General features: G+C 67.0%; 20 protein-coding genes. 13 read left to right on the top strand and 7 right to left on the bottom strand.

The features are described 5' to 3' along the window. Window positions 1-71: 71 nt before the first annotated feature. The 4 genes from UB43_RS01760 to UB43_RS01745 form a co-directional block, all read right to left on the bottom strand. Window positions 72-731, bottom strand: coding sequence for a DsbA family oxidoreductase (locus tag UB43_RS01760; RefSeq protein ID WP_045207788.1), 660 nt, complete (start codon window positions 729-731; stop codon window positions 72-74). 163 nt (window positions 732-894) lie between these two features. Further along, a complete protein-coding gene (locus UB43_RS01755; RefSeq protein WP_045207786.1) occupies window positions 895-3,306 on the bottom strand; it encodes a TonB-dependent receptor in 2,412 nt (803 codons plus the stop codon). Between the two features lie 293 nt (window positions 3,307-3,599). Beyond that, a complete protein-coding gene (locus tag UB43_RS01750; protein WP_045207783.1) occupies window positions 3,600-4,535 on the bottom strand; it encodes a FecR domain-containing protein in 936 nt (311 codons plus the stop codon). Beyond that, the gene (locus tag UB43_RS01745; protein ID WP_045207781.1) at window positions 4,535-5,038 is read right to left on the bottom strand and encodes a sigma-70 family RNA polymerase sigma factor; all 504 of its coding nucleotides are present in this window, start codon (window positions 5,036-5,038) and stop codon (window positions 4,535-4,537) included. The genes UB43_RS01750 and UB43_RS01745 overlap by 1 nt, the downstream gene beginning before the upstream one ends. A gap of 258 nt (window positions 5,039-5,296) precedes the next feature. Here UB43_RS01745 and fusA point away from each other — a divergent pair, with 258 nt between their 5' ends. After that, window positions 5,297-7,405, top strand: coding sequence for an elongation factor G (gene fusA / locus UB43_RS01740; protein ID WP_045207778.1), 2,109 nt, complete (start codon window positions 5,297-5,299; stop codon window positions 7,403-7,405). Between the two features lie 249 nt (window positions 7,406-7,654). On the opposite strand, the gene UB43_RS01735 is transcribed toward fusA, so the two are convergent. Then, a complete protein-coding gene (locus UB43_RS01735) occupies window positions 7,655-9,130 on the bottom strand; it encodes a PAS domain S-box protein (protein ID WP_045207775.1) in 1,476 nt (491 codons plus the stop codon). 229 nt (window positions 9,131-9,359) lie between these two features. On the opposite strand from UB43_RS01735, the gene UB43_RS01730 reads away from it, so the two are divergent. From UB43_RS01730 to UB43_RS01685, 10 genes are all read left to right on the top strand, one after another. Continuing rightward, window positions 9,360-10,511: an acyl-CoA dehydrogenase family protein gene (locus UB43_RS01730; protein WP_045207773.1), complete on the top strand. Its 1,152-nt coding sequence runs from the start codon at window positions 9,360-9,362 to the stop codon at window positions 10,509-10,511. 22 nt (window positions 10,512-10,533) lie between these two features. Beyond that, entirely contained in the window at window positions 10,534-10,905 is a 372-nt protein-coding gene (locus UB43_RS01725) for a hypothetical protein (protein ID WP_045207771.1), read from the top strand. A gap of 3 nt (window positions 10,906-10,908) precedes the next feature. Beyond that, entirely contained in the window at window positions 10,909-11,409 is a 501-nt protein-coding gene (locus UB43_RS01720; protein WP_371318983.1) for a nuclear transport factor 2 family protein, read from the top strand. After that, window positions 11,406-12,557: an amidase gene (locus UB43_RS01715; RefSeq protein WP_045207769.1), complete on the top strand. Its 1,152-nt coding sequence runs from the start codon at window positions 11,406-11,408 to the stop codon at window positions 12,555-12,557. The genes UB43_RS01720 and UB43_RS01715 overlap by 4 nt, the downstream gene beginning before the upstream one ends. A 10-nt stretch (window positions 12,558-12,567) precedes the next feature. After that, a complete protein-coding gene (locus tag UB43_RS01710; RefSeq protein WP_045207767.1) occupies window positions 12,568-13,851 on the top strand; it encodes an aromatic ring-hydroxylating dioxygenase subunit alpha in 1,284 nt (427 codons plus the stop codon). Then, complete coding sequence (locus UB43_RS01705) at window positions 13,848-14,345, top strand: aromatic-ring-hydroxylating dioxygenase subunit beta (RefSeq protein ID WP_045207765.1); 498 nt, start codon at window positions 13,848-13,850, stop codon at window positions 14,343-14,345. Before UB43_RS01710 ends, UB43_RS01705 begins: the two co-directional genes overlap by 4 nt. A gap of 10 nt (window positions 14,346-14,355) precedes the next feature. Beyond that, window positions 14,356-15,096, top strand: a complete 741-nt coding sequence (locus UB43_RS01700; protein WP_045207764.1) for an SDR family NAD(P)-dependent oxidoreductase — start codon at window positions 14,356-14,358, stop codon at window positions 15,094-15,096. A 299-nt stretch (window positions 15,097-15,395) separates the two neighbouring features. Beyond that, on the top strand, window positions 15,396-16,346 hold the full coding sequence (locus UB43_RS01695) for a PDR/VanB family oxidoreductase (RefSeq protein ID WP_045207762.1): 951 nt from the start codon (window positions 15,396-15,398) through the stop codon (window positions 16,344-16,346). 221 nt (window positions 16,347-16,567) lie between these two features. Continuing rightward, window positions 16,568-17,272 carry a ferric reductase-like transmembrane domain-containing protein gene (locus tag UB43_RS01690; protein ID WP_045207759.1) on the top strand — a complete coding sequence of 235 codons (705 nt, stop codon included), beginning with the start codon at window positions 16,568-16,570 and terminating at the stop codon, window positions 17,270-17,272. Next, window positions 17,269-17,628: a cytochrome c3 family protein gene (locus UB43_RS01685; RefSeq protein ID WP_052969483.1), complete on the top strand. Its 360-nt coding sequence runs from the start codon at window positions 17,269-17,271 to the stop codon at window positions 17,626-17,628. The genes UB43_RS01690 and UB43_RS01685 overlap by 4 nt, the downstream gene beginning before the upstream one ends. A gap of 122 nt (window positions 17,629-17,750) precedes the next feature. On the opposite strand, the gene UB43_RS01680 is transcribed toward UB43_RS01685, so the two are convergent. Both UB43_RS01680 and UB43_RS01675 read right to left on the bottom strand, forming a co-directional pair. Further along, on the bottom strand, window positions 17,751-18,536 hold the full coding sequence (locus UB43_RS01680; RefSeq protein ID WP_045207758.1) for a carbon-nitrogen hydrolase family protein: 786 nt from the start codon (window positions 18,534-18,536) through the stop codon (window positions 17,751-17,753). Window positions 18,537-18,628: 92 nt separating this feature from the next. Next, complete coding sequence (locus UB43_RS01675) at window positions 18,629-20,311, bottom strand: NAD(P)/FAD-dependent oxidoreductase (RefSeq protein ID WP_045207757.1); 1,683 nt, start codon at window positions 20,309-20,311, stop codon at window positions 18,629-18,631. Window positions 20,312-20,390: 79 nt separating this feature from the next. Between UB43_RS01675 and UB43_RS29985 the strand changes: the two genes are divergently transcribed. Together UB43_RS29985 and UB43_RS01670 are read left to right on the top strand one after the other, a co-directional pair. Continuing rightward, window positions 20,391-20,516 carry a hypothetical protein gene (locus UB43_RS29985; RefSeq protein WP_256204873.1) on the top strand — a complete coding sequence of 42 codons (126 nt, stop codon included), beginning with the start codon at window positions 20,391-20,393 and terminating at the stop codon, window positions 20,514-20,516. A 17-nt stretch (window positions 20,517-20,533) separates the two neighbouring features. Continuing rightward, window positions 20,534-20,962 (top strand): Lrp/AsnC family transcriptional regulator, encoded by a 429-nt coding sequence (locus UB43_RS01670; RefSeq protein WP_045207755.1) that lies wholly within the window; start codon window positions 20,534-20,536, stop codon window positions 20,960-20,962. Window positions 20,963-21,043 lie beyond the last annotated feature (81 nt).

The raw sequence follows: 21,043 nt of genomic DNA, 5'->3' as shown, positions 1-21,043 counted from the left end.
CATGGCGCGCTCCTACAGGGAAACACCGTGTCCGCAGGAACGTTTCGTGCCGAATAAAAAAGGCAGACAACTCACTCCGGCAGCGGCGCATTGCGCGCCACCTGACGCAGCGCCTGCTCGTAGTAGTCGGTGCTCTGCGCCCCGGAGATCAGCTGGCGACCATTGAGGATCACCGCCGGCACGGCACGGATGCCGTGGCTGGTGTAGAAGTCTTCCTCGGCCACCACCTCGTCGGCGTAGGCGTCGCTGTCGAGGATTTCCCGTGCGCGCACGGCGTCCAGGCCGACGCTGACGGCCACCTCCAGCAGCACTTCCGGATCGCTCGGGTCGCGGCCTTCGCCGAAGTAGGCGTGCAGCAGCGCCTGCTTCAACGCCACGTCGCGGTGTGATTCCGCCGCCCAGTGCAGCAGGCGATGGGCATCGAAGGTGTTGTAGATGCGGTCGCGTTTCTTCAGGTCGAAGTGCACGCCGACGTCTTCGCCCATGGAGCGCAGGTGTTCCTGGTTGCGGGCAATGTCCTCGGCGCTGCTGCCGTATTTGCGCTGCAGGTGCTCCACCAGGTCTTCCCCTTCGGCGGGCATGTCGGCATTCAGCTCGAAGGGCTTGATACGCAGTTCCACGGTCAGTTCGCCGTCCACCCGGCGGATGGCTGCCAGCAGGCCGTTGAGGCCGATGGCGCACCAGGGGCAGACCACGTCGGAGACGAAATCGATGGTGATGGCGTCGCTCATGGGGCGAACTCCGGCAAATGGGCGAGCTTCTAGCATGGACCCGGATGGGGGTTGCGATCCAGCGGCGAGACGGCCGGGAGTGTTTTCGCGTGCTTGCCAGGCGCCTGCGCCGCCAGCGGCGCAGGCGGGGATGGGGTGCGACGTCCCTGTCGCGATGGGGAAATCAGAAGTCGACGGTCATCGACAGCTTCAGGGTGCGCGGGTCGCCCTGGGTCAGGTAGCCGCCAATGGTCGAGGCCCAGTACGACTTGTTGGCGACGTTCTCCAGGTTGGCGCGCAGGGTCACGTCGCGCTCGTCCACCTTGAAGGCGTAGCGGGCGCCGAGGTCGAAGCGGGTCCAGGCCGGGATGCTCAGGTCGTTGGCCGCGTCCAGGTACTGGCCGCCGGTGCGCAGCACGCGGCCGTTGATGGCAGCACCCTGGAGGCCGGGGACGTCCCAGTCGGCGCCCAGGTTGTACTGGAAGGTCGGCACGCCCACGGCGCGGTTGCCGTCGGTCTTGCCGCCGGCGGTGTTCTTCAGCTCGGTGTCGATCCAGGTTCCGCCGGCCAGCAGGCGCAGGCCGTCCACCGGCTCGCCGAACAGGTTCATCTCGATGCCGCGGTTTTCCTGCTCGCCATCGACGCTGAAGATCTTCGAGTCCGGGTCGGTGGTGCTGAACGGCTGCTCGATGCGGTAGAAGGCCAGGTTGCCGCCGTAGCTGCCGAAGTCCAGCTTGGCGCCCACTTCCACCTGCTTGGAACGGTTCGGCGCGAAGACTTCGCCGAAGTTCGCCGCGCTGCTGGGCGCGGTCGGGCCCGCCGCCAGGCCTTCGATGCGGTTGGCGTAGAGCGACAGGTACTCGGTGGGTTTCACCACCAGGCCATAGACTGGCGTGGTGATGGATTCGTCGTAGCTGGCGGTGCGCTTGCCGACGTAGTTCCAGCCATCGGTGCCGATGCTCTGGCGGCGTACGCCGACGGTCAGCAGCACGCGGTCATCGAGGAAGCCCAGGGTATCGGCGGCGGCCAGGCTCTTGTTCAGCGTCTTGCCGACGATACCCGGGTCGCTGTAGTCGCCACCGCTCAGGGTGGGCGCGGGCTTGGGCGTCTGCACCGGGTTATAGATGTCGGTGGGGTAGCGCTTGGTGATCATGGTGTAGGCGCTGCGCTGCTCGGCCCAGATGCCGGCGACGCTGAGGTTCATCTGGTGAGTGACCGGCCCGGTGGCGAAGTGGCCGTTCAGGCCCGCCATGGCGCTCTTGTTGTCCTCGTCGTGGGTGGCGTCCATCATGCCGCCACCCGCGGCGCCGTTGTTGTCGCTGAGCGTCAGTGCGGAGTAGGAGCCGTTCTCGCGGGTGTGCTTGGCGCCGCCGGAGAGGTAGGCGGTCCAGCTGTCGTTGAGGTCGTACTCGGCGCGGAACATGCCGAAGGTGTCTTCGAGCTGCGAATAGCTCCAGGACTGCGCGTAGTTGTCGTCGGCGTCCGGCGCGTGGGGGATGCTGGTGACGCCGGTGCCGACGTAGACCACCGGGCGACCCTGGTTGATGCGCTGCTTCTGGTAGCCGAAGTCGGTCATCAGGCGCAGGCGTTCGCCGCGGTAGTCGAGGTTGACGGTGGCCAGCTTGTAACGCTGGTTTTCGTCGTCCACGCCGGTCTCGCCCTCGCGCTGGGCCAGGTTGACCCGCGCGCCGAAGCGGTTGTCCTCGCCGAAGCGCTGGCCGAGGTCGAGGTGCTCGCCGACCTGGTTGTCGCTGCCATAGCCCAGGGTCACGCTGCGGGTCGGTACGTCCTCGGCGCGCTTGGTCTGCAGGTTGACCGCGCCACCGATGCCGCTGCCGCTGGGCGTCACGCCGTTGATGAAGGCGTTGGGGCCCTTGAACAGCTCGACGCGTTCCAGCGACTCGGTGCCGATGATCTGCCGCGGGGTGACGCCGTACAGGCCGTTGAGCGAGACGTCGTCGGTGCTCAGCGGCAGGCCGCGGATGACGAAGATCTGCGAGAAGTTGCCGTAGCCATTGCCCTGGCGTACCGAGGCGTCGTTGAGCAGCACGTCACCGACGGTCTGCGCCTGCTGGTCCTGGATGGTCCTGGCGGTGTAGCTGGCGAAGCTGAAGGGCACGTCCTGCATGTCCTGGTCACCCAGCATGCCCAGCCGCGCGCCGCGGGCGACCTGGCCGCCGGCGTAGGCGGGCGGCAGCTCGCCGCGTTGCTGCACGGCGCCGCTGACGGTGGTGGCGTCCATCTCCAGGGCACCGCTGTCATCCGGCGCCGCTTCCACGCCGTAGCCGCTGCTCTTGCGCACCAGGCGGTAGCCGCTGCCTTCGAGCAGGTGCTCAAGGCCTTGCTCCGGCGCGTAGCTGCCTTTCAATCCAGCACTTTGCTGGCGATTCAGCGCCTGTGCCTCGAAGGCCAGCGGCACGCCGGCCTGGGCGGCGAAGCGGGCCAGCACCTCGCCCAGGGGGCCGGGGGCGATGTCGTACTGGCGCTGCTGGCTGCTGGCTTCGGCCGCCAGGGTGGGCAGCACGACGCCGCCAGTCAGGGCCAGGCCGACGGCCAGGGCGAGGGAATGGGGGCGGAGGCGGGAGCGGAGGAGCATGGAGTGTTCCTGTCGGCGAATAGAGGTTGTCTTCCTCTTCACCGGGCGAGATCGAAAAAGGTGTCAGGGGGTGGGAAAAAATTTATGCGGGGCTGTTTGTAGGAGCGAGCTTGCTCGCGAACCGCACAACACCGTTGCGGCCGGGAAATGCGTTCGCGAGCAAGCTCGCTCCTACAGGCCAATGGATATTTCGGAGTGGTGGCATGCCCTCACCCAGCCCTCTCCCAGGGGGAGGGCTGGGTGAAGGGGAAGCGCGGGCAGTGGATTAACGAGAGGTGCCAATGGTCCCGGAATCACGCCGGCTCCACGCTGACCCAATACCGCGTCATTCGTCGCAACCTTACCGGCAGCATGTCCGCCAGCAGCGCCAGTCCGGCGTCGCTGTCGCCCACGGGAATCGCCCCGGTCACGCGCAGGTTCGCCAGGCGCGGGTCGCAGCGCAGGAAGCCGCTGCGGTAGCGGCCGAGTTCTTCCAGCAGGGTACCCAGGCGCATGCCCTGGGCCAGCAGCATGCCGTTTTCCCAGGCGCTGGCGTTGGCGTCCGCCGTCTGCAGGGACTGGAAACCCTGCGCCCCGAACACCAGTTGCTGGCCGGCAGTGACCACCTGGCTCGCGTATCCCGGTAATTCGACGCTGACTTCCTTGTCCAGCACCGCGACCCGGCAGGCGTCGCCCAGGTCGCGCAGGCTGAAGCGTGCGGCCGGAGTGCGCAGCAGGCCGTGGCGGCTGTCGACGAGGAAGGGACGCGGGTCGGGCAGGGCGTCGACGAGGATTTCGCCTTCCACCAGGCTGAGGCGGCGCTCGCGGGCATTGAAGGCCACGTTCACGGCGCTGCCGGTATTCAGCGTGATCTGGCTGCCGTCCGGCAAACGCAGGTGCTTGCGCTCGCCCACGGCGGTGCGCAGGTCGGCATTCCATTCCGCCCAGGGCATCTGCCGGGCCACCAGCCAGGCGGCGGGCGCCACAGCCATCAGCACGCCCAGGCGGTTGAGCATCTGCCGGCGGCTCAGGCCCGTGCGTTGCAGGCTTTGCCGGCCCAGGCCCGGCGGCAGCTGGCGCAGGCCGAGCAGCGCTTCGGCGCGGCGCCAGGCTTCGGCATGCTGGGCGCTGCGCGCGCGCCATTGTTCGATGGCTTGCAGGTCGGCGCTGTTGGCCGGGTGTTCGTTCAGGCGCACCAGCCAGTCGGCGGCTTCGCCGAGGATGCCGGGGTCGAGCGGTTGCTCGCGCATCAGGCGACGCTCAGGCAGGCGACGAAACCGGTGCGCATGTAGCGCTTCACGCTGGCCAGGGAAATCCCCAGGCGCTCGGCGATCACCGGGTAGGTCAGGCCGTCCAGTTGCGACAGCAGGAAGGCTTCGCGGGTCAGCGTCGGCAGCTCGTTCAAAGCGGTGTCGATGCGCTCCAGCGCCTCGATGATCAGCTCGCGGGTTTCCGGGCCGGGCACCAGCTCTTCGGGCAGCGCGGCGATGCTTTCCAGGTAGGCGCGTTCGATCTCCTGGCGCCGCCAGCGGTCCACCAGCAAGCCCTTGGCAATGTGGGTGAGGAGGGCGCGCGGACGTTCGCCGAGGTCTTCCAGCGGCCGCCGCAGCAGGCGCAGGAAGGTGTCATGGGCGAGATCGGCGGCATCCCAGGCGTTGCCCAGCCTGCCGCGCAGCCACTGCTGGAGCCAGCCGTTGTGCTCGTTGTAGAGAGTGTGCAGGTGCTGTGGGGAAGGAGTTTCGACGAGAGCCACGGTGCGTGCGTCAGATTTTCATTTGAGAATGCCTATCATTTTAGGGTTTTCCCGCCGTGCAGCGCAATGCCGGAGCGACGCAGCCGGTCGGACTGCGACACCAGCGCCCCCGCCATACTGGAATTGCCACGAAGACGCGCTACCTTGAGCCTGTTGCGCTCAGAAATTTCTGATGCCGCACTTCCTCCCGCCGTCCCGCGCAGGCAACGGACCCGCAGCAGCAGGCCCGGCAGTCAACCAGCAGAAACGGAGCACACCATGGCTCGCAATACGCCCATCGAGCTTTACCGCAATATCGGCATCGTCGCCCACGTGGACGCCGGCAAGACCACCACGACCGAGCGCATCCTTTTCTACACCGGTGTGAACCACAAGATGGGCGAGGTGCACGACGGCGCGGCGACCATGGACTGGATGGTGCAGGAACAGGAACGCGGCATCACCATCACCTCGGCGGCCACCACGGCGTTCTGGCAGGGCTCCACCAAGCAGTACGACCACAAGTACCGCTTCAACATCATCGACACCCCCGGCCACGTCGACTTCACCATCGAAGTGGAGCGCTCCCTGCGCGTGCTCGACGGCGCGGTGGTGGTGTTCAGCGGCGCCGATGGCGTCGAACCGCAGTCCGAGACGGTCTGGCGCCAGGCCAACAAGTACCACGTGCCGCGCCTGGCCTACGTCAACAAGATGGACCGCCAGGGCGCCGACTTCCTCCGCGTGGTGGCGCAGATCAAGCAGCGCCTGGGCCACACGCCGGTGCCGATCCAGCTGGCCATTGGCTCGGAGGAAACCTTCGCCGGGCAGATCGACCTGGTGAAGATGAAGGCCATCGTCTGGAACGATGCCGACCAGGGCACCAGCTACACCGAGGAGCCGATCCCCGCCGAGTTGCAGGCGCTGGCGGACGAGTGGCGCGCACACATGGTCGAGGCCGCCGCCGAAGCCAATGACGACCTGATGAACAAGTACCTCGAAGGCCAGGAACTGACCATCGAGGAAATCAAGGCCGGCCTGCGCCAGCGCACCCTGGCCAACGAGATCGTCCCGGCGGTGCTGGGTTCCTCGTTCAAGAACAAGGGCGTGCCGCTGGTGCTCGACGCCGTCATCGACTACCTGCCGGCGCCCTCGGAAATCCCTGCGATCAACGGCACCGACCCGGACGATGAAGAGAAGCATCTGGAGCGCCATGCCGTCGACAGCGAACCGTTCTCCGCGCTGGCCTTCAAGATCGCCACCGACCCCTTCGTCGGCACCCTGACCTTCGCCCGCGTCTATTCCGGCGTGCTCAGCAGCGGTGACGCCGTGCTCAACTCGGTGAAGACCAAGAAGGAACGCGTCGGCCGGATGGTGCAGATGCACGCCAACCAGCGCGAGGAGATCAAGGAAGTGCGCGCCGGCGACATCGCCGCGCTGATCGGCATGAAGGACGTCACCACGGGCGACACCCTGTGTTCCATCGACAAGCCGATCATCCTCGAGCGCATGGACTTCCCCGACCCGGTGATCTCGGTGGCGGTGGAACCCAAGACCAAGGCCGACCAGGAGAAGATGGGCATCGCCCTGTCCAAGCTGGCCCAGGAAGACCCCTCGTTCCGCGTCAAGACCGACGAGGAAACCGGGCAGACCATCATCTCCGGCATGGGCGAGCTGCACCTGGACATCATCGTCGACCGCATGCGCCGCGAGTTCAACGTCGAGGCCAACATCGGCAAGCCGCAGGTCGCCTACCGCGAGGCGATCCGCAGGAAGTGCGAGATCGAAGGCAAGTTCGTCCGCCAGTCCGGTGGCCGTGGCCAGTTCGGTCACTGCTGGATTCGCTTCGAGCCGGGCGACGAGGGCAAGGACGGGCTGGAGTTCGTCAACGAGGTGGTCGGCGGTGTGATCCCGCGCGAATTCATCCCGGCGATCCAGAAGGGCATCGAGGAGCAGATGCAGAACGGCGTGCTCGCCGGCTACCCGCTGATCGGCCTGAAGGCCTCGGTGTTCGACGGCTCCTACCACGACGTCGACTCCAGCGAGATGGCGTTCAAGATCGCCGCCTCCATGGCCACCAAGCAGCTCTCGCAGAAGGGTGGCGCGGTGCTGCTGGAGCCGGTGATGAAGGTCGAGGTGGTGACGCCGGAGGACTACATGGGCGACGTGATGGGCGACCTGAACCGCCGGCGCGGGCTGATCCAGGGCATGGAGGACACGCCGGCGGGCAAGGTGATCCGCGCCGAGGTGCCGCTGGGCGAGATGTTCGGCTACGCCACGGACGTGCGCTCGATGTCCCAGGGGCGGGCGAGCTATTCGATGGAGTTCACCAAGTACGCCGAGGCGCCGGCGAATATCGCCGAGGCGATCATCAAGAAGGCCCACGGCTGACTTCCTCGCAACGAGCAACGGCGCCTGCGGGCGCCGTTTTCTTTTGGTTTTTGCAGGAGCGAGCTTGCTCGCGAACCGCTTGGCACCGATGTTCACCTGTAGGAGCGGGCCATGCCCGCGATCCGTCGGCAGGGCCGGCGTTTCAACTGCTCGCTACATAGCCGGAAATGCTGGCATCAACCTGCAGCAGCGCCCGTGGGCGCAATCGCGGGCATGGCCCGCTCCTACAGGGATACGCCGTGGCGGCAATCACTCCGCCAACGGCAACCCGAAACAGAACATCGCTCCACACGGCTCGACATTCTCCGCCCAGATATCCCCGCGATGCCGCGAGACGATGCTCTGGCACAGCGCCAGGCCAATGCCGTTGCCGCTCACCTTGGACGTGAAGAACCCGTCGAACAGCCGCTCCTTGGCCCCGGCATCGATGCCGCGTCCCTGATCCAGCACACAGAGCCGCGCGCTGTCGCCGTCTCGAGAGGTGCGGATGCGCAGCAGGCGGCGGTCCTCGGGGAGGTTGAGCATTTCCTCGATGGCGTTGAAGGCGAGGTTGAGGATCACCTGGCCGACCAGCACCTTCTCGCAGCTCACCCACAGCGGCTCGTCGCAGCGCTCCAGCTCCACGCGCACGTTGCTCGGCTGGGCCTTGAGGCTGATGAAGTAGAGGGTTTCGCCGAGCAGTTCGTTGAGGTCGATGCGCTGCTCGGCCTGCTCCAGCTTCACCACGTATTCGCGCACGCTCTTGATGATCAGCGAGGCGTGCTCGATCTGTCGCACCGCGCTGTCCAGGCCCCAGGCGGCGGAGGCTTCGGCCTTCTGTTCGCGGTCCAGGCGGATCAGCGCGCCCTCGATGAAGTTGCGCGTGGCCGCCAGCGGCTGGCTGAGTTCGTGGGCAATCGCCAGGGCCATTTCGCCCATGGCGTTGTAGCGCGCCAGGTATTCCAGCTTCTGGTCGCTCTGGCGTTGCGCCTGGGCGGCACGGACCTGCTCAGTGACGTCGCGGAACAGCAGCAGGTGGCCGACCAGGTCGTCCTCGATCTCGATGTAGCGGCAGGTCGCGTGGTGCCAGCGCCATTCGCCGTCCAGGCGCTGCAATTGATAGCTGACGGAGTAGGGCTCGCGGCTCGGCGGCTGCATTGCCAGGTGGTGTTCCAGGCGCGGACGCGTGGCGCTGTCGCAGCGGCCGAGGAAGTTGTGCGCCATCCAGTCGTCCTGGCTGCCGCCGAGCAGGGGCAGGGCGGATTCGCTGAGGAAGCGCAGGTTGCCGTCCGCATCGAGCACCGCCACGCCTTCGGCGAGGTCCTGCATGAAGGCCTTCAGGCGGCTCTCGAAACGCTGCAGGTCGCGCTCGACCTGCTTCTCCTTCGAGATGTCGCGGAACTGCACCATCAGCACGTCGCGCTCCTGCAGGCGCACGCGGGTGGCGACGGCCTCGGAGAGGATTTCCACGCCCTGCTTGGAGCGGTAGCACCACTCGATGGTGCGCTGGCCGGTACGCGCCGCGCCTTCCAGCCAGCGCAGGCCGACCGAGCGGCGGTACTGCGGGGCCTTGGCGGTCATGTCCGGCGCTTTCAGCGGCACCAGCTCTTCCAGGGTGAAGCCGAGCACGGCCAGCGCTGCATTGTTCGCCCAGAGGATTTCCTTGGTCTGCGCGTCGTGGAGGATCACGCACAGCGGCATGGCCTGGAGCAGGGCGAGGAAGTCATCGGGCTTGGGCTGGAACATCGAAGCTCGCTCTTGATTGCAAGGGACGGGTAGGCAGTGGCGCCTTTATACCGCGCAGCGTAGCGCGAAGGGACTGCGGAGTAACCCGGCGCCGACTAGGGGATTCCTTTAGGCATGGGGCTGAACGCCCCAATAGTTGGGCGCACCTGGCGGTTCATACACTGGCCCCAACGACGACCAGCCCGCATCGAACGGGCCGGCCCTTACAAGAACAACCGGAGATGACGCCATGTTGCGTGCCGCCCTCGCCGAACCGCTCGATGCGGACGGCCGTGCCCTCGAATTCCAGCGCGTGCTCGATGAAGTCCGCCAACGCCGCGACGAGTTCGACAGCCGCTCCCACGTTCCCCGCGACATGATCGAACGCTTCCGCGACGTGGGCATCTACCGCGCCGCGACCCCGCGCTGCTTCGGCGGCGACGCACTGCCGCCGGCGCAGTTCCTGAAGCTGGTCGAGCGTATCGCCGAAGCCGACGGCTCCGCCGGCTGGGTGGCCAGCTTCGGCAGCGCCAGCACCTACCTCACCGCGCTGCCGCGCCACACCCTCGCCGAACTCTATGCCGACGGCCCGGACCTGGTGTTCGCCGGTGGCCTGTTCCCGATCCAGCCGGCCACCCAGGTCGAAGGCGGCTGGCGCGTCAGCGGCACCTGGAAATTCGCCAGCGGCTGCAAGGGCGCCGACGTGCTCGGCGTCGGCATCGGTATCGGCGGTCCGGGCGGCAAGCCGCGCACCGCGCTGCTGCGCGCCCGGGACGTGGAGATCGTCGAGAACTGGAACGTGGTCGGCCTCAAGGGCACCGGCAGTCACGACCTGAAGCTGGACAACGCCTTCGTTGCGGACGACTGGACTTTCATCCGCGGCGGCGAATCGAACATCGACGAACCGCTGTACCGCTACCCGACCATCGCCTACGCCGCCCAGGTACTGGCCGTGGTCAACCTCGGCCTGGCCCGCGCGGCGCTGGACGAGATCACCCGCATGGCGTCTTCCAGCGGCGTGACCGGTGCGCCCAAGCTCGGCGACCGCGCCTACGTACGCATCGAGATCGGCAAGGCCGAGGCTGAGTTGCAGGCCGCGCGCGGCTTCTTCTACGACGCCACCGAGACCGTCTGGGACTCCATCCTCGCCGGCAACGCCGTCAGCCCCGAGCAGGTCAGCCAGCTGCGCCTGGCCGCCGTGCACGTGTCCCGCGCTGGTGCCGACGTGGTGCGCCGCGCCTACAGCCTGGCCGGCACCACGGCGATCTACCTGAACCACCCGCTGCAGCGCTACCTGCGCGACGCCATGGTGGTGACCCAGCACGCCTTCCTCAGCGATGGCATGTACGACGGCGCCGGCGCGGTGCTGCTCGATGTGCCGCCGTTCCCCGGATACATCTGACATAAAAACAAGGACTCGAAGCATGACCCGTCCGACCACCGAACCCTTGCGCGTACTGTTCTGCATCGGCATCGCCCAGCCGTTCTTCGACCTGCCCACCGGTGAAGGCATCACCGTGTGGAAGGGCTTCTCGCAGATGATGGGCGACCTTGGCGCGCTGCCGGGCATGAACGTGCTCGGCGTGCTGGATGACGACCGCCTGATGGTCGGCCCGTCCACCACCTCGCCCTGGACCGTCTACATCATGGCCGATGTCGATTGCCACCAGACCGTGATCGACGCCTGCAACCTGTTCCGCACCACCCCGGTGGGCGAGTACAGCCTGTGGAAGTACGCCAAGGTCGAGGCGCGCATCGGCCGCCCGCTGACCATCCCCGAAGCCGCGCGGACCTGAGCCATGAGCAGCCTGAGCATGGCCGAGCTGAACCGCCGCCTGGAGGTCCTCGAAGGGGAAAGCCAGGTGCGTCGGTTGATGGCCCGCTACATGGATCTCTGCGACGTGCCGCGCGCGCCGGTGGCGATCACCGAGCTGGCCGAGCTGTTCAGCGAGGACGCGGTGTGGGAGGGCATCGGCACGACCACGGCGCAGACCTTCGGCCATCACCAGGGCCGCGAGGCCATCGCCGCGTTCGTCTTCGGCTACCTGCCGCCGTCGCCGCACTTCACGGTGAACCTGCATTTCCTCACCAGCGAGTCGATCCGCGTCGACGGCCGCACCGCGCGCGGGCAATGGATCATGCAGCAGCTCTCGACCTACGCCGAGGGGCACACCGAGCTGTTCGGCACGCGGCTGGACATCGATTTCCGCGAGATCGACGGGCGCTGGCAGATCAGTCATTTCCGTACCCAGCGCCTTTCGCAACGCGCGCTGGGTGGTGCAGGGGAGGGCCGTCCATGAGCACCTTCGTCAGCGAATTCATTCTCGGCGGCGACGGCAAGCGCGTCGCGGTCAAGGACAGCATCGACATCGCCGGCTACCCGACCCGCTGTGGTACCCGTGCGCTGGCCGATGCCGCGCCGGCCACGCGCAACGCGTTCGTGGTCGACGCCGTGCTGAACGCCGGTTGGCAGATCGTCGGCAAGACCAATCTCCACGAACTGGCTTTCGGCGTCACCGGCATCAACGACTGGACCGGCACGCCGATCAACCCGATGGCGCCGGACCGCGTACCCGGCGGTTCCTCCAGCGGTTCCGCGTCCGCCGTGGCAGCCGGCTTGGCAGATATCGCGCTGGGCACCGATACCGGTGGTTCGGTACGCGTGCCGGCGGCCTGCTGTGGTATCGCCGGGCTGAAGCCGACTTTCGGCCGCGTCAGCCGCGACGGCGTCCATCCGGCGCAGAGCAGCCTGGATTGCGTCGGCCCGTTCGCCGCCAACATGGCCGACCTGATCGCTGCCATGCAGGTCATCTGCCCTGGCTTCGGCAACGTGCAGCTGCCGGGCGAGGGCGCCCGCGTGGCCTTCCTCGAAGTGCCGTCCGCGCCGCACATCCAGGCTTGCCTGGGCGCCGCCGCCGACCGCGCCGGCTGGCGCCGCAGCCACCTGTTCCTCGGCGAGTTCGAGGCGGCGTTCCAGGCCGGGCTGGTGGTGATCAACCACGAGAACTGGGCCGCCTATGCGGCGCTGACCGGCAAGGGCCTGATCGGCGCCGACGTCGAGCAGCGCCTGCTGCTGGCCAGCCGCACCACCGACGCCGAGCGCGCCGAGGCGGAGAAAGTGCGCGAGCACTTCACCCGCGCCATCGACGCCGCGCTGGAGGACTTCGAAGTGCTCCTGCTGCCGACCATGCCCGACCTGCCGCCGCTGCTCAGCGATGCGCGCAACGGCAAGTCCGTGGCCGGCATGACGCCCCTGGTGCGGCCTTTCAACCTCAGTGGACACCCGGCGCTGACCGTGCCGGTGGACCTGGATTGCGGCGGGCTGAAAGTCGGCCTGCAGATCGTCGGCCGCAAGGGCGACGACGAACGTGTGTGCGCCTTCGGCGCGCAACTCGAACACAGCCTGGCCGCCACGCGGCCTGTGCAAAAACATAAGAAATCGGCATGAGGAGATGGGCATGAGCGCTCACGAATACCGGCTGATCGCCCGGTCGCGCAGCGTCGAAGAGCTGGTCGGCGACGACCGCGTCGATGTCTCGCTGTACAACGACCCGCAACTGTTCGAAGCGGAGATGGACAAGATCTTCTACCGCACCTGGGTGTGGGTCGCCCACGAAAGCGAAGTGCGCAACGCCGGTGACTTCAAGACCACCAGCGTCGGCCGCCGCCCGGTGATCGTGGTGCGCGACAAGAAGGGCAACATCAACGTCCTGGAAAACCGCTGCCGCCACCGTGGCGCCACCGTCTGCGAGAAGCACAAGGGCAACGCCACCGGCTTCACCTGCCCGTACCACAGCTGGTCCTACGCGCTGGACGGCAAGCTGCGGGCGCTGCCGTACCCGGACGGCTACGAGGACATCCTCGACAAGTCCGAGCTGCCGCTGACCAGCCTGCGCGTGGAAAGCTACGCCGGCATGGTGTTCGCCACCTACAACGACGAGATCGAGCCGCTGGAAGACTTCCTCGGCGGGGCCAGGCACTGGATGGACCTGTTCATGAAGCAGGGCGCCGGTTACCCGATCAAGACCCAGGGCGAACACAAGTTCACCTTCCGCGGCAACTGGAAGATCCAGCTGGAAAACACCACCGACGGCTACCACTTCCCCATCGTGCACAAGTCGTTCATGTCCTCGGTGGATGAAGAGACCGAGGAAATGCTCTCGTTCATGAGCGACGAGCAGGCAGTCACCCACGCCCTGGGCAACGGCCACAGCGTGATGGTGATGGTCCCCGAACACGTCGACCTCGACCACGACGACGGCACCGAGCAGCTCCAGGAGCGCTTCGCCCACGTCACCGAGGAACTGTCGAAAACCATGGAGCCTGCGCAGGTGCGTCGCATCGTCCGCTCGCTGCATGGCGCCGGCTTCAACCTCAACCTGTTCCCCAACGTGGCCATGTCCATGTCGTTCTTCCGCGTGCTGCGGCCGATCTCCGTCACCGAGACCGAGATTCGCCACGTGGCCCTGGGCATGGACGGCGGCCCGGAGATCGCCAACCGCGAGCGCATGCGCATCCACGAGCACTTCCAGGGCCCGTTCGGCTTCGGCAGCCCGGATGATGCCGAGGCCTGGGACCGCGTGCAGCGTGGCTCCTACGCCGGTGTCGACGCGCCGATCCTGGTCAACCGCGGCCTGAACCGCGAAGTGGTCGCCGAGAACGGCGACAAGGTCTCCCACGCCACCGACGAAGGCGGCATGCGCGAGGCGTACCAGATGTGGAAAAGGATGATGAGCCAATGAGCAACGACACCCTGAACGGCTTCTCCGGCCCGCTGGCCAAGGCCATCGAATTCGTCTGGCGCGAGGCCGAGCTGCTCGACCGCAAGGACTATGCGCAGTGGTCGCAGCTGTGGAGCGAGGACGGTATCTACGTGGTGCCGATCGACGCCGAGGGCGATGACTTCGCCGCCAGCCTGAACTACGTCTTCGACGACGCGCGCATGCGCGCCCTGCGCATCGAGCGCCTCACCGGCGGCCATTCGCCCTCGGCGGTGGACGCGGCGAAGACCGTGCGCACCGTCTCGCGTTTCAGCCTCGTGGAAGCGGCGGGCGATGTGGTCGAAGTGAACTCGGCACAGGTGCTCTACGCCTACAAGCGCGGCGTGGCGACGCCGTTCATTGCCGACCTGAACCACCGCATCCGCTTCACCGACGGGCAAGCCCGCCTGGAGCGCAAGGTGATCCGCCTGATCAACGCCGAAGACGCGCTCAACGCGCTCGGCTTCCTGCTCTGAGGGCCGCGCCATGCAACGAGTTGCCCTGGTAACCGGCGCCGCACGCGGGCTGGGCGAAGTCATCGCCCGCCGCCTGCATGCCGCCGGCCTGCGCGTGGCGCTGGCCGACCTCAACGAGGACGCGGTGCAGCGCCTGGCCGACGAACTCGACCCGGAAGGCCGCACGGCCCTCGGTTTGAAGCTGGATGCGCGGGAGAAAGCCGACTTCGAACGTGCCCGTGATGTGCTCGCCGAGCGCTGGGGCGGCACCGACATCCTGGTGAACAACGCCGGGATGTCGAAGGTCGCCGCACTGATGGACATCAGCCCGGAGGACTTCGACGCCTCCATGGCAGTGAACCTGCGCGGCACCTTTGTCGCCTGCCAGGTGTTCGGTACGCACTTCGCGACGCGCGGCTTCGGCCGCATCGTCAACATCGCCTCGCTGGCCGGGCAGAACGGCGGCACCGCCACCGGCGGCCACTACGCCGCGGCCAAGGGCGGCGTGGCGACCCTGACCAAGGTGTTCGCCCGCGAACTCTCGGCGCAGGGCGTGACCGTCAACGCCATCTCGCCGGGGCCGCTGGACTTGCCGGTGGTCTACGAAAGCGTGGCGCCCGAGCGCCTGGAGCAGATCCTCAAGACCATCCCAGCCGGCTGCCTGGGCGACCCGACCTTCATCGCCGACAGCGTGCTGCTGCTGTGCGCGGAGAACGCCGGATCGGTGACCGGGGCCTGCTGGGATATCAATGGTGGGTTGTTCATGCGCTGAGGTTTGAACCATGGGGACATGGGGGTCTGAAAGCCCCTCTCCCCAGCCCTGGCTGCGCGCCCCGCTCCGAAGGGAGAGGGAGCTGTCCGTACCGGCTGACGCTGTGGATTCACCCTGCGCCGACCGGTCCCCTCTCCCTTCAGGGAGAGGGTTAGGGAGAGGGCAAAGTCGCCCGCTCCGATATTTCAGGAGTGAGCCCCGGCCCGCTCCTTTAACCAACCGAAACACCCGTCCGCTCGTAACAAAGAGGCCGGGAAAGGGGCCACAGAGCCCGCACCCAATGCCTTGCAGGTAACGCCATGATGAAGGTCAGAATCGAAAGGATCGTCGAGGAAGCGCAGGACATCCGTTCCCTGCGTCTCGTACGTTGTGATGGCCAGCCGTTCGACGCCTACGAGCCGGGCGCTCACGTCGATGTCACCGGGCCCACCGGGGTGACGCGCCAGTATTCGCTGTGCAGCCCGCCGGACGACCGCGCGGCCTACCTGGTGGCGATCAAGAAGGAAGGCGCCTCCCGTGGCGGCTCCAGCGCGCTGCACGAAGTGCGCGAAGGCATGGAGCTGGACATCGGCGCGCCGCGCAACCTGTTCCGCCTGGCGCCGGAAGCCCGCGAGCACGTGCTGTTCGCCGCCGGTATCGGTGTCACGCCGCTGCTGAGCATGGCCTACCGGCTGAATGCCAAGGGCGAGTCCTATCGCCTGCATTACTTTGCCCGTTCCGCCGAGCACGCGGCCTTCGTCGGGCTGCTGGCCAGCGAGGCCTTCGCCGGCAAGGTGGAGCTGCACTACGGCGTCGAGCCGGCTGATCTGGACAGCGTGCTGGGCGCTTGCCTGGAACGCGCACCGCAGCACGCCCACGTCTACACCTGCGGCCCGGCGCCGTTCATGAACAAGGTGGTGGAGATCGCCGCCCGCAGCCGCCCGGAAGACGCCATCCACCTGGAACACTTCCAGGCCGACCCGGCCGCCAACGCGGCGCCGGCGGGTTCCTTCGAAGTGGAACTGGCCAGCTCCGGCGTGGTGCTCCACGTGCCGGCGGACTCGACGCTGGTCGACGTACTGCAGGCCCACGGCTGCGACATCGACACCGAGTGCCGCGAAGGCATCTGCGGCACCTGCATCGTCGAGGTGCTGGAAGGCGAGCCGGAACACCGCGACAACTGCCTGTCGAACAAGGAGAAGGCCTCCAACAAGCAGATCTGCGCTTGCGTCTCGCGGGCGAAGTCGGCGCGGTTGGTGCTGGACCTGTAAGTCGGATCGCTTTTCGGCACTCGGGCGGGCTTTGCGTAGGAGCGGACTCTGTCCGCGATAGGCTCCTCCTTGCGCCGGAAATCATCGCGGACAGAGTCCGCTCCTACGGGATAAGGTCGGCGGGCGGTGGCAGCGCTGGCAATCCGTCTGGCAGGCAGCGACACTCGCGCGCCGCCGGCAATTGCTAGCCTCCGGCGATAGTCCCTCGATCGGAGTCCCCCATGCCTGCGCTGATCGCGCGCCTGGCGCTCGGCTGCCTGCTGCCGGTCGCCATCCTGCTCGGGCTCGGCGCCATGCCGGGGCTTGGCTATGCCTGGGATTTCGCCAACGCCGCCGGTCTGCTTGGCGCCTGCCTGCTGGGGTTGCTGTTCGTCATTGGCGGCCGCCCGCAGCCGCGCCCGCTCTATGAGGGCAAGTTCTTCCTGCGCCTGCACCGCGACCTGGGCTTCGCCGCCGTAGCGTTGCTGCTGGTGCACATCATTGTGCTGCTGATCGATGAACCACTGCTGGTGGAGGACCTGCTGCCAGCGGCGCCGGGCTACATGCTGGCGGGGCTGGCTTCGGCGATGCTGATGCTGGTGCTCGCGATATCCAGCCTGAACCGCGTGCGCCCGCGCTGGAGCAGCAGCGCCGCCTCGTTCCGCCGCTGGCATTACGGCGGCAGCCTGCTCGCCCTGTTGCTGATGGCCGTGCACGTGCTGGGCGCGGGTTACTACAGCGGTGGCATCTGGAAGGGGGCACTGCTGGTGGCGCTGATGCTGGCGGTGGCCATCTGGCCGCGCCTGCCCAAACCGGCTAACGGCATCAGCGGGCGCAAGCGGAACACGGCGCAGCGCGCCACCTGGTTCGCGCTGGCGGCAAGCGGCGTGATCATCGGACTTTCGGCGCTCTACAGCCTGCTGGCGAACCTGGAGCTGCCGCTATGAGTCGATTCTGGATCGGACTTTCACTCGTCGCAGTCGTGGTGCTGTCGGCGGGGGCGTGGTTCGCCCACGGGCATTGGCAACGCAGCCGACCGCTGATGCCGCTGGCCTTTCCCCATGAGCCGCACGCCTCGGTGAACTGCATCACCTGTCACCACGACTATAAGGACCAGTCGCCTTCGGTCTCCGGCAACCGCACCTGCATCCTCTGCCACAAGCAGAGCCCGGCGCTGGCAGTACGCATCGAGGCGGATTTCCATCAGCTGTGCCAGAGCTGCCACCTCGAACGATTGCGGGCCTTCCACACCAGCGGGCCGGTGCGCAGCTGCCAGGCGTGCCACCGCAGAGGGAACCTGTAGGAGCGAGCTTGCTCGCGAACCTGCCTGACGCCGAAGCCGCGGGCGAAACTGTTCGCGAGCAAGGACTAGGCGTCCCCCTCGGTCCTACAAAAAAGAAAGCCCGGCGTGATGCCGGGCTCTTTTCAGCTGCGATACAGCACCGGCCGCCGCAGGTGCACATAGCTGTACCCCTCGCGCGCCAGGGCGATGCGCTGCGGGTCCAGTTCGGCCACGAGCAGTTCCTCGCTGTGCTTGGCCTGGGTCATCACCTGGCCATCCGGCGCAACGATGCTGCTCAGCCCGCAGTATTCGATCTCGCCTTCGCTGCCGACATAGTTGGCGTAGGCGAGGAACACCTGGTTCTCGTAGGCGCGGGTCGGCACCAGGACCTGGGCGACGAACTCGTAAGGGCGCATGTTGGCGGTGGGCACCAGCACCACATCCGCGCCGGCCAGCGCCAGGGTGCGCACGGCTTCGGGGAACTCCACGTCGAAGCAGATCAGCAGGCCGATCTTCCAGCCGTCCAGCTCGAAGATCGCCGGCGGCTCGTCGGAGGCGCTGAACTGGCTGCGGTCGAGGTCGCCGTAGAGGTGGGTCTTGCGGTAGTTGGCGCGGCGTTCGCCCAGGCGGTCAATCAGTTGCACGCTGTTGAAGATGGCTTCGCCGTCGCGCTCGGGGTAGCCGTAGAGGATGCCGAGCTTGTGCTGGCGGGCGATCTCGGCGATGCGCAGGGCGGACGGGCCGTCGCAGCTTTCCGCCAGCTCCGCGACACGCTGGGCGCCGATGTTGTAGCCGGACAGAAACATCTCCGGCAGCACCAGCAGGTCCGCGCCGTTCTGTACCGCCTGCTGCGCGGCCTGCTCCAGGCGCTGCAGGTTGCCGGCGACATTCTCGGGGCCGGGCGGGCACTGGTAGAGGGCAAGATACATGGTGTTCTCCTTCGAAACGCGCGGGGCCGGGATCAGGCAGTGTGCACCCGATCCCGGCCCCGCGCGAGCCGCTGTTCAATGAGTGACGCGAATCAGTCCGGCAGCGCCATGGGGCCCAGCTCGGCGAAGCGATCACCCGGGCCGGGGTTCTCCGGATGGGTGGCGCCGCCGAAGTGCTTCATGATGCCCCACACTGCGTTCAGCGAGGTCTGCACCGCGCCTTCCACCCAGGCCGGGGTCCAGGACACGTCGTCGCCGGCGATGAAGATGCCGCGCTGCTCGGCTGGCATGTCGTCCTGCATGAAGTGCGCGTACATGCGCTGGTTGTAGCGGTAGTGGCCCGGCAGCGCGCCCTTGAAGGCACCGAGGAAGTGCGGGTCGGCCTCCCAGGATACGGTGATCGGGTTGCCGATGATGTGCCCGGCGATGTCGACCTTCGGGTAGACCTTCTTCAGCGCGTCCAGGGCCAGCTGCACGCGCTTCTCCACCGGGTGCGGGAGCATCTTCATGGCGTCGCTCATCCAGGAGTAGGACAGGCAGATCACCCCCGGCTTGTCGTCGCCGTTGTCGAACAGGTAGGTGCCGCGGGTCAGGCGGTCGGTGAGGGTCATGCTCATCACGTCGCGGCCGGTCTGCGGGTCCTTGTCCTTCCAGAACGGCCGGTCGACCATCACGAAGGTCTTCGAGGACTGCATGTAGCGGGTGCGGTCCAGGGCCATCCACATCTTCTGCGAGAACAGCGCTTCCTCGCATTCGATCTGGGTGGTCAGCAGCCAGGTCTGGCAGGTCGCCAGGACGGCCGCGTAGTGGCGGGTATCGCCCCAGTAGTCGGTGACGGCGAAGGTGCCGTCGGCGGCGCGGGCGATCTTCTTCACGCCCGGACGCGGCGCGCCGTTGTGCAGCGAGGCGAGGGAGGTGCCGGCCGGCCAGTGCGCGCATTTTTCCGGCACGTGGCTCCAGATGCCACGCGGCACCTGCTCGACGCCGCCCACCACCAGGTGCTGATGGTCGTCGCAGTTGGTCATCACCACGCGGAAGATTTCCAGCATGGAGTTGGGGAAGTCCGAGTCCCAGCCGCCGGTGCCGAAGCCGACCTGGCCGAAGATTTCGCGGTGCTGGAAGGACAGCTGGGAGAAGGCCTTGGAGCTGGCGACGAAGTCGTAGAAGGTGCGGTCGTCCCACTTGGGCACCAGTTCGTCCCACAGGGCCTTGAGCTTGACCGTGTCGCGCTCGCGGATGGCGTCCTGGATCTCGGAGAAGCGCGCGCCGTCTTCCAGCGCGTCGGCCCAGGCCTGGGCGACTTCGCGGAAGATTTCCGGCAGGTCGTCGATCTTCTCCGCGTAGTGGCTGGTGCCTTCCAGGTCGACCACGGTGCTGCCCGAGGCCGGGGTCAGCGGGTTGGGGAAGGGTCTGGTTTCCAGGCCGAGCTTGTCGACGTAGTGGTAGAAGGCGGTGCTGGACACCGGGAAGCGCATGCCACCCAGCTCGGCGATGATGCCGTCGGCGCCTTCGAAGGTTTCCGAGCGCAGGCGACCGCCCATCTTCGAGGCTTCGTAGACCACGGGCTTCAGGCCCACCTTCATCAGCTCGTAGGCCGCCACCAGACCGGAAATGCCGGCGCCGACGATGGCCACTTCCTGGCCGTGCTGCTCGGCCGGGATGCTGCCCAGGCCGGCGGGGTGTTCGATCCAGTCGTCGAAGGCGAAGGGGAAGTCCGGGCCGAAGATGGTCACCGGTTTCTTGCCGGGGGTGTGGGGATGACGGTTCTTGTGCATTGGAATCTCCCGGTTATCAGTCTGCCGGTCTGTCTCGACCAGCTTGGCAAGGCATCGCGCGGCCCGCAGGAGCCAGTCGATGAGCGGCGCGCGGGCAAAGAAATGGCGAGCTGGTGGGCTCGCCTTGGCGATCACTATTGCAAAGCTCGTCGTTGAAATGAATCCGGCAATCTGCAAGATTGGCGAGAGCTTTCAGGCAGATTGATCAATCGAATGAGCAATATGACGAAAAACGCCGATGCGGCCTTGTTGAACCTGCTGCGCGCCAACGCCCGCGAGTCGATTTCCGAACTGGCGCGCAAGCTGGGGGTGTCCCGTTCCACGGTGCAGAGCCGCATCGAGCGGTTGGAACAGCAGGGGGTCATCAGTGGCTATTCGATCAAGGTGTCGGACAGCTACGCCCAGTCGCTGGTGCGCGCCCACGTGCTGGTGACGGCGCTGCCCAAGCTGTCGCACCAGGTGGTGCAGGCGCTGGAGAAGATCATCGAGGTGAAGACGCTGCATTCGGTGAGCGGCAACTTCGACATGATCGTGATCGTCGAGGCGCTGTCGATCCGCGACCTGGACGCCGTGCTGGACCGCATCGGCGCGCTGGACGGGGTGGAGCGGACGATGTCGTCGATCATCCTGTCGACGCGCATCGATCGGTGAGAAGGGGCCTTCCCGGTAGCGGCGAGTAGCACGCCGGCCGGGCCGGCGTGGGGCGGGTTCGCGAGCGAGCTCGCTCCTACG

The sequence above is a fragment of the Pseudomonas sp. 21 genome (assembly GCF_000955805.1).
Lineage (GTDB): Bacteria > Pseudomonadota > Gammaproteobacteria > Pseudomonadales > Pseudomonadaceae > Pseudomonas.
The sequence above is the reverse complement of the archived record's forward strand: the minus strand, read 5'-3'. Positions and strand labels throughout refer to the sequence as shown.

What these genes read in the sequence shown, in the direction of transcription:
- UB43_RS01755 (WP_045207786.1), bottom strand. Translation starts at nt 3,306, where the DNA reads ATGCTCCTCCGCTCCCGCCTCCGCCCCCATTCCCTCGCCCTGGCCGTC.
- UB43_RS01720 (WP_371318983.1), top strand. Translation starts at nt 10,909, where the DNA reads ATGAGCAGCCTGAGCATGGCCGAGCTGAACCGCCGCCTGGAGGTCCTC.
- UB43_RS01715 (WP_045207769.1), top strand. Translation starts at nt 11,406, where the DNA reads ATGAGCACCTTCGTCAGCGAATTCATTCTCGGCGGCGACGGCAAGCGC.
- UB43_RS01750 (WP_045207783.1), bottom strand. Translation starts at nt 4,535, where the DNA reads ATGCGCGAGCAACCGCTCGACCCCGGCATCCTCGGCGAAGCCGCCGAC.
- UB43_RS01680 (WP_045207758.1), bottom strand. Translation starts at nt 18,536, where the DNA reads ATGTATCTTGCCCTCTACCAGTGCCCGCCCGGCCCCGAGAATGTCGCC.
- fusA (WP_045207778.1), top strand. Translation starts at nt 5,297, where the DNA reads ATGGCTCGCAATACGCCCATCGAGCTTTACCGCAATATCGGCATCGTC.
- UB43_RS01725 (WP_045207771.1), top strand. Translation starts at nt 10,534, where the DNA reads ATGACCCGTCCGACCACCGAACCCTTGCGCGTACTGTTCTGCATCGGC.
- UB43_RS29985 (WP_256204873.1), top strand. Translation starts at nt 20,391, where the DNA reads ATGAGCGGCGCGCGGGCAAAGAAATGGCGAGCTGGTGGGCTCGCCTTG.
- UB43_RS01760 (WP_045207788.1), bottom strand. Translation starts at nt 731, where the DNA reads ATGAGCGACGCCATCACCATCGATTTCGTCTCCGACGTGGTCTGCCCC.
- UB43_RS01710 (WP_045207767.1), top strand. Translation starts at nt 12,568, where the DNA reads ATGAGCGCTCACGAATACCGGCTGATCGCCCGGTCGCGCAGCGTCGAA.
- UB43_RS01730 (WP_045207773.1), top strand. Translation starts at nt 9,360, where the DNA reads ATGTTGCGTGCCGCCCTCGCCGAACCGCTCGATGCGGACGGCCGTGCC.
- UB43_RS01690 (WP_045207759.1), top strand. Translation starts at nt 16,568, where the DNA reads ATGCCTGCGCTGATCGCGCGCCTGGCGCTCGGCTGCCTGCTGCCGGTC.
- UB43_RS01685 (WP_052969483.1), top strand. Translation starts at nt 17,269, where the DNA reads ATGAGTCGATTCTGGATCGGACTTTCACTCGTCGCAGTCGTGGTGCTG.
- UB43_RS01675 (WP_045207757.1), bottom strand. Translation starts at nt 20,311, where the DNA reads ATGCACAAGAACCGTCATCCCCACACCCCCGGCAAGAAACCGGTGACC.
- UB43_RS01705 (WP_045207765.1), top strand. Translation starts at nt 13,848, where the DNA reads ATGAGCAACGACACCCTGAACGGCTTCTCCGGCCCGCTGGCCAAGGCC.
- UB43_RS01700 (WP_045207764.1), top strand. Translation starts at nt 14,356, where the DNA reads ATGCAACGAGTTGCCCTGGTAACCGGCGCCGCACGCGGGCTGGGCGAA.
- UB43_RS01695 (WP_045207762.1), top strand. Translation starts at nt 15,396, where the DNA reads ATGATGAAGGTCAGAATCGAAAGGATCGTCGAGGAAGCGCAGGACATC.
- UB43_RS01670 (WP_045207755.1), top strand. Translation starts at nt 20,534, where the DNA reads ATGACGAAAAACGCCGATGCGGCCTTGTTGAACCTGCTGCGCGCCAAC.
- UB43_RS01735 (WP_045207775.1), bottom strand. Translation starts at nt 9,130, where the DNA reads ATGTTCCAGCCCAAGCCCGATGACTTCCTCGCCCTGCTCCAGGCCATG.